Source organism: Comamonas sp. UBA7528 (assembly GCF_002479375.1).
GTDB lineage: Bacteria > Pseudomonadota > Gammaproteobacteria > Burkholderiales > Burkholderiaceae_C > Comamonas.
In genome coordinates, this window is sequence record NZ_DLMU01000003.1 from 126,293 (window position 1) to 138,320 (window position 12,028).

At 68.9% G+C, this 12,028-nt stretch carries 8 protein-coding genes; 5 read left to right on the forward strand and 3 right to left on the reverse strand.

Annotated elements, in window-relative coordinates; all coding sequences use genetic code 11:
• Positions 1-32 precede the first annotated feature (32 nt).
• From B3349_RS03580 to B3349_RS03595, 4 genes are all read left to right on the forward strand, one after another.
• Complete coding sequence (locus B3349_RS03580) at positions 33-4,094, forward strand: YhdP family protein (protein ID WP_291586468.1); 4,062 nt, start codon at positions 33-35, stop codon at positions 4,092-4,094.
• Positions 4,091-4,909 carry a carbon-nitrogen hydrolase family protein gene (locus B3349_RS03585; protein ID WP_291586469.1) on the forward strand — a complete coding sequence of 273 codons (819 nt, stop codon included), beginning with the start codon at positions 4,091-4,093 and terminating at the stop codon, positions 4,907-4,909. The genes B3349_RS03580 and B3349_RS03585 overlap by 4 nt, the downstream gene beginning before the upstream one ends.
• A gap of 89 nt (positions 4,910-4,998) precedes the next feature.
• Positions 4,999-6,954 carry a two-component system sensor histidine kinase NtrB gene (locus B3349_RS03590; protein WP_291586636.1) on the forward strand — a complete coding sequence of 652 codons (1,956 nt, stop codon included), beginning with the start codon at positions 4,999-5,001 and terminating at the stop codon, positions 6,952-6,954.
• A gap of 25 nt (positions 6,955-6,979) precedes the next feature.
• Positions 6,980-7,624 carry a response regulator transcription factor gene (locus tag B3349_RS03595; protein WP_283340233.1) on the forward strand — a complete coding sequence of 215 codons (645 nt, stop codon included), beginning with the start codon at positions 6,980-6,982 and terminating at the stop codon, positions 7,622-7,624.
• A gap of 101 nt (positions 7,625-7,725) precedes the next feature.
• Here B3349_RS03595 and B3349_RS03600 read toward each other — a convergent pair whose 3' ends face one another.
• Positions 7,726-8,382 carry a YiaD family glycine zipper/OmpA-like lipoprotein gene (locus B3349_RS03600; RefSeq protein WP_066538137.1) on the reverse strand — a complete coding sequence of 219 codons (657 nt, stop codon included), beginning with the start codon at positions 8,380-8,382 and terminating at the stop codon, positions 7,726-7,728.
• A 323-nt stretch (positions 8,383-8,705) separates the two neighbouring features.
• Positions 8,706-8,831, reverse strand: coding sequence for a hypothetical protein (locus tag B3349_RS03605; protein ID WP_255503409.1), 126 nt, complete (start codon positions 8,829-8,831; stop codon positions 8,706-8,708).
• On the opposite strand from B3349_RS03605, the gene mltA reads away from it, so the two are divergent.
• Positions 8,830-10,002: a murein transglycosylase A gene (gene mltA, locus B3349_RS03610; RefSeq protein WP_066538135.1), complete on the forward strand. Its 1,173-nt coding sequence runs from the start codon at positions 8,830-8,832 to the stop codon at positions 10,000-10,002. The two genes, B3349_RS03605 and mltA, sit on opposite strands and share 2 nt — an antisense overlap.
• Positions 10,003-10,236: 234 nt before the next feature.
• On the opposite strand, the gene B3349_RS03615 is transcribed toward mltA, so the two are convergent.
• Complete coding sequence (locus tag B3349_RS03615) at positions 10,237-11,949, reverse strand: MFS transporter (RefSeq protein ID WP_291586475.1); 1,713 nt, start codon at positions 11,947-11,949, stop codon at positions 10,237-10,239.
• Between the last annotated feature and the right edge of the window lie 79 nt (positions 11,950-12,028).

The following is a 12,028-nucleotide window of genomic DNA, read 5'->3' on the forward strand; positions in this document are numbered from 1 at the left end:
GGGTCATAATTTGGCCACTCTTCACCTTGCCAATGATCGATCCGAAACCGCACCCCTCCCGCCTGCTCCACAGGGCAGCAGTGGTGGCGCGGTGGGCGCTGGCAGGGCTGCTGGCCTTCTGGTTGCTGCTCGCGGCCACGGCCGGGGTGCTCCATGGATTCATTGTGCCGCGAATCGGGGACTACCGCGGCAAGCTGGAACAGCTGGCCGCTCAGGCCTTGGGGGTACCGGTGCGCATCGGTGCCGTGACGGCCTATTCCGATGGTCTGGTGCCCAGCCTGGAGCTGAAGGATGTGGAGCTGCAGGACGCCCAGGGCCGGCCTGCGCTGCAGCTGCCGCAGGTGGTGGTGGCCATCTCGGCCCGCTCCCTCTGGCGCAGGGGAGTCGAGCAGATCGTCGTGGAATCCCCGCAGCTGGATGTGCGGCGCAGGGCCGATGGGCGCTGGGAAGTGGCGGGCCTGTTGCAGCAGGACGACGCCACACCCGACAGCAGCCCCCTGGAGTGGGTGCTGGACCAGCCCGAAATCGCCATCCGCAATGGCGTGCTGCGCTGGAACGATGCCCTGCGGGACACCCCCGAGCAGCAGCTGGAAGGGGTGAACCTGGTACTGCGCAACGGGCACTGGCAGCATGCGCTGCGCATGGACGCCCGGCTTCCCCAGGCCCAGGGTGGCGGTGCACTGCAGGTGATGGGCAACTTCAAGGAGCCTGTACTGGCCATCACCGGCCGTCCCTGGGAACGCTGGCAGGGGCAGTGGTTTGCCCAGGGGACCTTGCAGCAGGTGCCGCACCTGCCCTGGCCGGCCGAATGGGGGGTGGACCAGGTGCAGGCACGGGGCGACTTCCGTGCCTGGGCCGATGTGCGCAAAGGCACGCTGGCCGGTGTCACGGCCGACCTGCGGCTGCCCCAGGCGCGGGTGGACTGGCGCAACGGACAGCCCGCGCTGGATCTGCAACAGGTGGCCGGCCGGCTGGACCTGCAGGCCCTGGATGGGGGCTGGCAGGCCCGGGGGACGGGCTGGACCTTCACCCTGGCCGACGGTGCCCACTGGCCCGCCAGCGATGTGACGCTGCGCTGGCCCCAGGCCGGCAGTGACACGCCCCATGCGCTGGAAGCCAGCTTCCTGGATCTGGCGCTGGCCCGGGCCGTGGCCCAGCGGTTGCCCCTGCCGGCGGATGCCCAGGCGCAGCTGGCGCGCTGGGAGCTGCAAGGCCGGGCGGAAAAACTGCAGCTGCGCTGGCAGCCGGCCATGGCCGGCCACCCGCTGCGTTACCGGGCCCAGGGCCAGCTGCAAGGGGTGACGCTGCGCGACCTGCAGGCCGACAGCCACACACCGGGTCTGCACAACGCCAACCTGCGTTTCACCTTCGACCAGCAAGGGGGCACGGCCGATGTGGAGATGCGCCAGGGGGCGCTGGAATTCCCTGGCATTTTTGAAGAGCCCCGCATCCCGGTGGACCGGCTGCAGGCCAGCCTGCGCTGGAGCCAGGATGCCCACGGGCGCTGGTCGGTGCAGGTGCCGCAGGCCCAGTTCGCCAATGCCGATGCCCAGGGCCAGCTGCAGCTGCGCTGGCAGATGGGGGCCGATGCGGCCCGGCGTCTGCCGGGCGATCTGGAGCTGGAAGGCGTGCTCAGCCGCGCCAATGGCGCACGCGTACATCGTTATCTGCCGCTGGAAGTGCCGCAGGATGCGCGCCACTACGTGCGCGACAGCGTGCGCAGCGGCAGCGCCAGCAATGTGCGTTTCAAGGTGGCGGGGCCGCTGGAACAGTTTCCCTTCGACACCCGGGGCAGCAAAGGGGTGTTCCACATCGTCGCACCGGTGCGGGACGTGGTCTACGACTATGTGCCGCCGCGCCTGCGGGCGGAGGGCGAGGCCCCCTGGCCGCTGATCACCCAGCTGGCCGGGGAGCTGGTGTTCGACCGGGCGGGCATGCAGGTGCGCAATGCCCAGGGCTGGTTTGGCGAACACAGCAAGGTGCCGCTCGAAGCCATCCAGGCCGCGATTCCGGACCTGTCCACCCCGGTGCTGGACGTCTCCGGCCATGGCAAGGCGGCGCTGCCGGCCTGGCTGGATGTGGTGGCGCGCTCTCCGCTGGCCGGGATCACCGAGCATGCGCTGGACCGTGCCGCGGCGGCCGGCCCCGCCACGCTGAAACTGGCGCTGCACCTGCCGATCGAGCAGCTGGAGCGTTCCCGGGTGACCGGCACGGTGGGCCTGCAGGGCAACCGGCTGCGCCTGCGTCCCGATGTGCCCGAGCTGCAGGAGGCCCGGGGCATGGTGCATTTCAGCGAGAAGGGCTTCACCCTGCAGGGCGTGCAGGCCCAGTCGCTGGGCGGCAGCGTCTCCCTGGCCGGCGGGCTGCAGGTGGGCAAGGGTGCGCCGGCGCTGGACATCCGCGCCCGCGGCCGGGCCACGGCCGAAGGGCTGCGCAGCGACTTCTTCCTGGCGCCGGTGGCGGATCTGGCCCGGCATGCCACGGGTGCCACAGAGTACGAGGTGCAGGTGGGCCTGCAGCGGGATCTGCCGCAGATCGTGGTGCGCAGCAGCCTGCAGGGCATGGCGCTGAACCTGCCGGCCCCGCTGGGCAAGGCGGCTGAGGTGGCGGCCCCGCTGCAGGTGGCGCAGCGGCTGACACCGGCAGCGGCGGCCGACAGCAAGTCCCCGTTGCAGGACATGCTGCAGATCCATGTGCAGGACCGCGCATCGCTGACCTATGTCTACGACCAGACGGGCCCGCAGGCCCGGGTGACCGGAGGCTGGATCCAGCTGGGCCGCGATATCGGGCCCGCCGGGGCCTGGCCCGCAGGCTGGAACGGGGGGCCGGGCGTGCAGGCGCAGGCCCAGCTGGACACCCTGGACATCGACGCCTGGCGGGCGCTGGCCACCCCAGTGGCGGAAGCCGGGCGTGTGGCACCTGCCGCGGCCCCGGTGCCGCAGGACGTGCGGCCCTATCTGCCCCAGCGCCTGGGGCTGCGCGTGGACCAGTTGCACCTGCATGGCCGCGTGCTGTACGACGTGGTGGCCGGGCTGACCCAGTCCGATGCCGTGTGGCGCGGCAACATCCAGGCGCGGCAGCTGGGCGGCTATGTGGAATACCACCCGCCGGGCAAGACCCACCCCCAGGGTCTGGTGTTTGCCCGCCTGTCCCATCTGCTGCTGCCTGAAGGGGCGGCCGACCAGGCCGACAGCCTGCTGCAGTCCCAGCCCCAGCAGATGCCGGCGCTGGACATCTCGGTCAAGGAATTCGCCCTGGCCGGCCGGGCACTGGGCAGCCTGGCGGTGCAGGCCCAGAACCAGCGCCGCGATGGCCAGCCGCAGTGGGTGCTGGACCGCTTCGATGTGAGCCTGCCGGAGGCCACGCTCACCGCACAGGGCACCTGGGGCGGCCCGGATGCCCTGCGCCGCCGCACCCAGCTGCGCTTTACGCTGGCCCTCAAGGATTCGGGCGCGCTGCTGGAGCGCTTTGCCATGCCCGGCGTGGTGCGCGGTGGCAAAGGCAGCCTGGAAGGCGAGCTGGGCTGGCGCGGCGCACCGATTGCGCCGGACTGGCACAGCATGGCCGGCAAGCTGCACCTGGATGTGGGCCAGGGTCAGTTCCTGAAGGCCGAGCCCGGGCTGGCCAAGCTGCTGAGCGTGCTCAGTCTGCAATCCCTGCCCCGGCGCATCGGGCTGGACTTCCGCGATGTGTTCAGCAGCGGTTTTGCCTTTGACTTCGTCCGTGGCGATGTGAACGTGGCCCAGGGCGTGGCCCGCACCAACAACCTACAGATGAAGGGCGTGAACGCGGCCGTGCTGATGGAAGGCCAGGCCAATCTGGCCGACGAGACCCAGCAGCTGCGCGTGGTGGTGGTGCCGGAAATCAATGCCATGACGGCCTCGCTGGTGGCCACGGCCATCAACCCGGTGATCGGTCTGGGCAGTTTCCTGGCCCAGGCCGTGCTGCGTGGCCCGCTGGTGGCGGTGGCGACACGGGAATTCGACATCACTGGCAGCTGGTCCGAGCCCGAGGTGCGCGCCGTGCCCCGGCGCACCGCACCGGCCGCCACGCCATCCGCCGCCGCGCCGTCAACCAAGGAGCCCCAGCCATGAAGATCGCCGCCCTGCAAATGGTGTCCACCCCGGTGGTGGAAGAGAATCTGCGCACCGCCCGGAACCTGCTGCTGCAGGCTGCGGACCAGGGGGCGGAGCTGGTGGCCCTGCCCGAATATTTCTGCGCCATGGGCAGCAGCGATACCGACAAGCTGGCCTATGCCGAGCGATGGGGTGATGGTCCCATCCAGTCCGCACTGGCGGACTGGGCGCGGGAAGCCGGGGTGTGGCTGGCAGCAGGCACGCTGCCGCTGGTGGCCCAGGCCCCGGGCCATGTGCGCAACACCAGTCTGCTCTTCGATCCGCAAGGGGAGTGTGTGGCGCGCTACGACAAGGTGCATCTGTTCCGCTTTGCCACGGGACAGGAGCAGTACGACGAATCCCGGGTGGTGGAGCCCGGTGAGCGGCCGGTGACGGCGACCCTGACCGACCGCAGCGGCCAGACCTGGATCCTGGGTCTGAGCGTGTGCTATGACCTGCGCTTTCCCGAGCTGTACCGCGCGCATGCCGCTGCGGGCGCGGACCTGTTGCTGGTGCCCAGTGCCTTCACGCACACCACGGGCCGGGCGCACTGGGAGCTGCTGCTGCGCGCCCGGGCGGTGGAAAACCAGTGCTATGTGCTGGCGCCAGCCCAGGGCGGCATCCACGACAATGGGCGCCACACCTGGGGGCACAGCATGCTGGTCGACCCCTGGGGGCAGGTGCAGGCCCAACAGGCCACCGAAGGTGCTGGCGTGGTGCTGGGCCAGATGGACCGCACCTATCTACGGCAGGTGCGGCAGCAACTGCCTGCTTTGGAGCATCGCGTCCTGTGAATTCCCTGCAAACCTGGCCTTGGCGCCGTTGGCACAGTGCCTGGCGGCGCTGGTCGTTGTGGACCCTGCTGGTGGTGCTGGTGGTCAGCATGCTGGTCACCATGGTGTGGCTGGCCGGCCGCTACGAGGCCAGCCAGGTCCAGGACAAGCTGGAGCGCGACACCGTGGGCGCGGTGTCCGAAATCCGCTCCGCGCTGGCCCGCAACATGCAGGATCTGCAGGCCCTGAATGCCGGGGACGTGGCGCTGGAAGACTGGCGCGTGCGTGCGGCCGAGCTGCTGCAGGTGCGCCGCGAGATCGTGCGCGTGGAATGGCGCAATGCCGCCATGCGGCTGGTGGCCCACGCCGAGACCCCGTACCGTGGCGAATACTGGAGCGACAACTTCCGCGAGGAAAGCGAAACCCACGCCGTGGCGGCCTGTTCCAACGCCCGGCGCACCAATGCGGCGACCTATTCGCCCAGCTACTTCCAGCTGCTGGGCGAAGGCCTGGGCATGGAGCTGATGGAGGCCTGCCAGCCGCTGCAGCACCAGGGGCATTTCGTGGGCTATGTGGTGGCCACCTATTCGCTGCCCAACATCCTGAGCAGCCAGGTCAGCAAGAACCTGACACGCAACCAGGAGGTCTCGTTCACCGAGCCCGATGGCACGCGCCTGGCCCTGGTGGGGGCGGCCTGGCGTGGCACGCGCGTGTTCTCGGCCCAGCAGCTGCTGGACCTGCCGGGCCACACGCTGGTGCTGCGCATGGACAGCTGGCACCGGGCACCCAGCGTGTTCCCGAACGTGCTGACCGCGTTGGTGACGGCCATGTCGATTGCGCTGGTGAGCGTGCTGGTGGTGCTGGTGCGCGACAACCGGCGGCGCCTGCGTGCCGAACGCGACCTGGGCGATGCGCTGGCCTTCCGCAAGGCCATGGAGGATTCGCTGATCACCGGCCTGCGTGCGCGGGACCTGCAAGGCCGCATCAGCTATGTGAACCCGGCGTTCTGCGCCATGGTGGGCTTCAGCTCCGAAGAACTGCTGGGGCTGGACATCGCCCCGTATTGGCCGCCGGAGCTGGCGCAGGAATACCGCCAGCGCCAGGGGCGCAGGCTGTCCGGCGCCATTCCCACGGCGCGCGAAGGCCATGAATCGGTGTTCATGCGCAAGGACGGCACGCGTTTTCCGGTGCTGATCTTCGAGGCGCCACTGATCAATGCCCAGGGCCAGCACACGGGCTGGATGAGCGCTTTCATCGACATCAGCGAGCAGCGCCGCATCGAGGAAATCTCCCGCGCCTCGCAGGAGCGTCTGCAGGCCACGGCCCGTCTGGCCACGGTGGGCGAGATGGCCTCGCTGCTGAGCCACGAGCTGACCCAGCCGCTGATGGCCATTGCCAGCTACGCCTCGGGTTCGCTGCACCTGCTGGAAGGCGCGGGCAACACACCGGTGGCGCAGCTGACCGGCGAGCAGGCGCGGGAGCAGCTGCAGGAACTGGTGGCCGTGATGCGCAAGATCGGCTTCCAGGCCGACCGCGCCGGCCGGGTGATCAAGAGCGTGCGCGACTTCGTGCGCCGCCGCGACCAGTCGCGCGAAGCCGTGTTCCCCCAGGAGCTGCTGGATGCGGTGCTGCCGCTGGTGCGCATGCAGGCGCGCAAGCTGGGCGTGGACGTGGAGACCTATGTGGCCCCGGGCCTGCCGCCGGTGTGGTGCGATGTGACCATGGTGGAGCAGGTGCTGCTGAACCTGACGCGCAACGGCATGCAGGCCATGGAGACGGCGCAGATCGTGGAGCGCCGGCTGGAAGTGCGGGTGCAGGCCCCGGAAGCAGGACAGCCAGCAGACCGGCTGGTGTTCTCCGTCAGCGACTGGGGTATGGGCATTCCGGACGAAGTGGCCGACCAGCTGTTTGGCGCTTTTTTCACCACCCGTCCAGAGGGAATGGGCCTGGGTTTGAGCCTGTGCCGCACGGTGGTGGAGCAGCATGGCGGACAATTGCAGCACCGCCAGCACCAGCCGCGTGGTACGGTATTCACTTTCACGCTGCCCGTTGCGGTACCGCAGTGAAGCCACTCTCCCCCTGACAGACACCATGGAACCAGTCCCCAACGCTACCGTCTACATCGTCGACGATGACGCCGATGTGCGCGAGGCTCTTGCCTGGCTGCTGCGCTCGCGGCGGCTGCTGAGCGAATCCTATGACAGTGCCGAAGCATTTGAAGCCATGCTGGCCACGCACAGTCCTTCGCGCACGCCCTGCTGCCTGCTGCTGGACGTCCGCATGGGCGGCAAAAGCGGTCTGACGCTGTTCGACGACCTCAAGGCCCAGGACCAGATCGGCCGCATGCCGGTGATCTTTCTGACCGGCCACGCCGATGTGCCCACGGCGGTGGACACCGTCAAGCGCGGAGCCTTTGATTTCTGCGAAAAACCGTTTTCCGACAACGGTCTGGTGGACCGCATCGAGCAGGCGCTGGCCGTGTCGGCCCAGTGGCTGGAGGCGGCGGCCCAGCAGGAAACAGTGCGCACCCGCCTGTCCGAGCTGACCGAGCGCGAGCGCGCCGTGATGGGCCTGGTGGTGGAAGGTGTGCCCAACAAGCTGATTGCCGACCAGCTGGACATCAGCGTGCGCACGGTGGAGGTGCACCGCGCCCGTGTGTTCGACAAGATGCAGGTCAAGTCGGCGGTGGAGCTGGCCAATCTGCTGCGCGCCCACGGCCAGTTGCCGGCGGCCTGAGCCCCGCCAGGGTGGTGGGACGCATGGCCGCCACGACCCAGGTGTTTCCCCATGCAAAAAGGCCGCGACTGCGGCCTTTTTGTGGTCTGGCGTCGACGGCTTTATTGGGCCGAACGTTCGCCCACGAAGATTTCCACGCGGCGGTTGCGGCCACGGCCTTCGGCCGTGTCGTTGGTGGCCACGGGCTGCATGGAGCCACGGCCTTCCACACGGATGCGGTTGCCATTCACGCCGCGGGCGGTGAGGTAGTTGCGGGTGGATTCGGCGCGGTGCAGCGACAGCGGATTGTTGATGGCGTCGGTGCCGGTGCTGTCGGTGTGGCCCACGATGCGCACATCGGTGTTGGGGTTGTTGCGCAGGCCTTCGGCAAAGCGGTCCAGGATGGGGGCGAAGTTGCTCTGGATGTCGGACTTGCCGGTGGCAAACGAGATGTCGCTGGGGATGTCCAGCTTCAGCTGGTTGTCTGCCGTCTGGGTCACGGCCACGCCGGTGCCCTGGGTGGCGGCTTCCATCTCGCGCTTTTGCTTTTCCATGTGCTGCGACCAGATGTAGGTGCCCAGGCCGCCCACGGCGGCGCCTGCAACCGCACCCACACCGGCCTTGCCGCCGGTGGCCGCGCTGATGGCGGCGCCGGCCAGGGCGCCCACGCCGGCACCGGTGGCGGTGCGGCGGGTGGTGTCGCTCATACCGGTATTGGCGCAGCCGGTGATGGTGAGGACGGCGGCCGTGGCGGCTGCAAGGATGATCTTGTTACGCATAAAAACACTCCTAGTCAGGTTGCGTGGAGTAGGCGGCGCGGCAATCGCCACGTCGCGGACCTGAAATTGTGGTGACGTGATGCCTCGAGGCTATCAGTGTCTCGGGCCGGTTCACGTAGGACACCAGAGGCAGTGTAGGCCGTTGGTAAGGGAGTGTGCGCTGGCACTGCGGGCAATGAAGATTTTTCATAGTGTGCGCAGCCACCTCGGACGCCCGCACGGCCAGGCGGGCCGGTCCGGCGGCCAGCGGCATGCCGCGCCGCAGCGGTGCGCCATGCCTGTGCGGAACACCCGGTGCCACGCCGCGGTCGCCGCGCCGGAGGCTAGTGCTGCGGTGGCTCGTCCGGCGGCGGCCGTTCGCCCTTGGGGCGACCGGAGAACATGGTCCACCAGACAATCAACACCAATACCAACAAAGCCAGTAGCGCTTCAAGCAAAATCAGGGTCATGAATCTCTCTCTCCTGCTGCGAGCATCGTTGGCTGTCATTGTAGGAAGCCTGGTGGCCTGCTCCAGCCCCCCCAAGCCTACGGGTTCCGGCCCATTGCCTTCCGAGCCTTCGATCGCCCTGGGCGATGGCAGCGACGCCGAGCCGCTGCCGCCCACGGCCCTGCAGCCCAAGAGCCGCTGGGTGCCGGTGCGCTGGGCCGAGCTGCCCGGCGTGCAGCAGGACGCCCTGCACGAAGCCTGGAACGCCATGCTCAAGAGCTGCGAGCGCCCCAGTCCGGCGTTTTCGCCCCTGTGCGGCGAGGTGCGGCGCATGAGTCTGTCCAGCGAGGCCGAGCAGCAGCTGTGGCTGCGCTCCCGCCTGCAGCCTTACCGGGTGGAGGGCCATGACGGCCGCGTGGACGGCATGCTGACCAGCTATTACGAGCCGCAGATCATCGCCAGCCGCCAACCCACGGCCGAATTCAACATTCCGCTGTACGCCCTGCCGGCCGGCCGCACCGCCAAGGGTGGCCCCTGGTACACCCGCCAGCAGATCGAAACCCTGCCCGCCGCCCAGGCCGCACTGCAGGGCAAGGTCATTGCCTGGATGAACGATCCGGTCGAGGCCATGGTGCTGCACATCCAGGGTTCGGGACGCCTGCAGATCACCGAGCCAGACGGCCGTGTGCGCCAGGTGCGCGTGGCCTACGCCGGCACCAACGACCAGCCGTACAAGAGCATCGGCAGATGGCTGCTGGACCAGGGCCTGGTGCGCGATGCCACCTGGCCGGGCATCAAGGCCTGGATCGCGCAGAACCCCGGCCGCACGCAGGAGCTGATGTGGAGCAATCCGCGCTACGTCTTCTTCCGCGAGGAAGCCCTGGAAGGGGTGGACATCAACTTCGGCCCCAAGGGCGCGCAGGGCGTGGCGTTGACACCCGGGCGCAGCATTGCCGTGGACCGCGGCAGCATTCCCTATGGCACGCCGGTGTGGCTGCATTCCACCGGCCCGCAGGTCAGCCTGAGCCGCCTGGTGCTGGCGCAGGACACGGGCAGCGCGATTGTGGGCGCGGTGCGCGCCGACTACTTCATGGGCTGGGGGCATGAAGCGGGCGAACTGGCCGGCCGCATCAAGCAGAACCTGCGCCTCTGGGTGCTGTGGCCCAAGGGCGTGCCGGTGCGCGGAGGCTGATCTCCGCTGCAGGAGCGGCGCCATGGTCTGTGGAGGGCGCCGGAGCCGCCGGAGCCGCCGGAGCTGCGCGCGCGATGGACGCTGGCGCTGTCGCAGGTCTTTCCGGGCCGCAGATGCGGCAGGCCCCGGCCAGTGCAGATATTTCGGGCAGCATGCTGCGCTGCAATAAAAAAGGATGTCCAGGGCATCCTTTTTTTGTGGGCATCGGCCACCCGGCGCGGCCGGGCAGCCGGGTCAATCCGTCTCGAAGTAACGGCGCACCGTCGGCGGGGTGTCGTGCACATGGAAGGCCAGCTTGCGTTCGCGCAGCGCCACATCGGCGGCCGTCACGCGTTCAAAGCGGCGCAGGTGCTCGGTCCAGGATTCGTCCACGATCTGCTCCACATAGCGCTCGGGCTGCTCCATGCTGTGCAGCAGGCTCCAGCCCACCGCGCCCTGGCGCAGCCGGCTGCGGCGGCTTTCCTGCATCAGTGTGCGAAAGCGCTTGGCCTTGGCCGGGTTGATGCGGTATTCGATCTGCACCACCACGCGGCCCCCTTCGGGGCGATCGTGCGTGGGCGGGATCCAGGCCTTGGAGGGGCTCAGGTCTTCCAGCGCTTGGCGCTCGGTCACCAGGCGCTGCACCAGCAGCATCACCAGCACACCGGTGATGGCGGCCGCCATCAGGCTGGTGGGCACGCTGGTCAGCGATGCGACCTTGCCCCACAGCGCCGCACCAATGGCCGTGCCGCCCATGATGGACATCTGGTAGGCGGCCATGCCGCGTGCGCGCACCCAGTTGGGCAGGGCCATCTGGGCCTTCACGCCCAGGCTGTTGGCGGTGGAGATCAGCGCCATGCCTGCCACCATCATGCAGGCAATGGCCAGCAGCAGGTGCGGCACCAGAGCCACGCCCACCATGGCCGCCGCCATCACGCAGGTGCCCACCACGATCAACTTTTCGCCCAGCGCCTGCCGCAGGCGCGGCAGAAACATGGCGCTGATGATGGCGCCCGCGCCCATGGAGGCCAGCAGGATGGTGAAGGTGCCGGCGCCACCGACAAAGTGCCCTTCGAAGCGCTGGGCCGTCAGCGGAAGCAGCGCCATGATGGCGGTGGACATGAAGAAAAATGCCACGGTGCGTGCAATCACGGCACGCATGCGCGGCGATTCCTTGACGAACTGCAGGCCCACGCGCATCGCGCTGTGCAGGCGCTCGCGGCCCAGCGGATTTTCCGGCTGGTGGCGCTTCCAGCGCACCAGCACGATGCCCGAGAGGATGGACAGCACGGCATTCAGCACAAACACCCAGGCGCTGCCCAGGCTGGCGATGATGGCGCCCGCCACCAGCGGGCCGACGATGCGCGAGGCATTCATGGCCACGCCGTTGAGCGCCATGGCCGATGGCAGGTGGGCCTTGCTGACCATCTCCGGCAACAGGGCGGAAAACACCGGCCAGCGCATGGCCGTGCCAATGCCGTTGGCAAAGGTGAGGGCCAGCAGCAGCGGTGCCGTCATCCAGCCCATGGCCACGGTGATGCACAGCAGCACCGCCACCGTGGCCACCAGGAACTGCGTGGCAATCACATAGCGGCGGCGGTCCAGGATGTCGGCGAGCGCCCCGCTGGGCAGGCCCAGCAGAAAGACCGGCAAGGTGGAGGCGGTCTGCACCAGGGCGACCAGCACCGGCGAGGTGGTCAGCGAGGTCATCATCCAGGCTGCGGCCACATCGTTCATCCACATGCAGATATTGGCCGCCAGCGTGACCCCCCAGAGCATGCGGAAGCTGGGGGAAGCCACCAGCGGTGCCCAGGTGGACACCGGCTTGCTGGCCTGGGGCGAGCGGCTGTGCGGGCTGGCCGGGTCTTCCAGCACCTGGCCTGCGGGCGCCGGTGCAGGGGGAACAGGCGCAGCAGGGCCGTGCGCGCCAGAAGAATCGGAAGAGGGGGGAGGAGAGGCTTCGGACATGGCCGGGCCATTGTGCTTGGAAGCCGCGCGCCGTGCAGGCGGTCGGACGCCTTGGTGACAGTCAGTTGGCGGTCTTGCC

Excerpts from the sequence above, each read along its gene's own strand:
- B3349_RS03580 (WP_291586468.1), top strand. The coding sequence starts at position 33 with ATGATCGATCCGAAACCGCACCCCTCCCGCCTGCTCCACAGGGCAGCA.
- B3349_RS03585 (WP_291586469.1), top strand. The coding sequence starts at position 4,091 with ATGAAGATCGCCGCCCTGCAAATGGTGTCCACCCCGGTGGTGGAAGAG.
- B3349_RS03590 (WP_291586636.1), top strand. The coding sequence starts at position 4,999 with ATGCTGGTCACCATGGTGTGGCTGGCCGGCCGCTACGAGGCCAGCCAG.
- B3349_RS03595 (WP_283340233.1), top strand. The coding sequence starts at position 6,980 with ATGGAACCAGTCCCCAACGCTACCGTCTACATCGTCGACGATGACGCC.
- B3349_RS03600 (WP_066538137.1), bottom strand. The coding sequence starts at position 8,382 with ATGCGTAACAAGATCATCCTTGCAGCCGCCACGGCCGCCGTCCTCACC.
- mltA (WP_066538135.1), top strand. The coding sequence starts at position 8,830 with ATGAATCTCTCTCTCCTGCTGCGAGCATCGTTGGCTGTCATTGTAGGA.
- B3349_RS03605 (WP_255503409.1), bottom strand. The coding sequence starts at position 8,831 with ATGACCCTGATTTTGCTTGAAGCGCTACTGGCTTTGTTGGTATTGGTG.
- B3349_RS03615 (WP_291586475.1), bottom strand. The coding sequence starts at position 11,949 with ATGTCCGAAGCCTCTCCTCCCCCCTCTTCCGATTCTTCTGGCGCGCAC.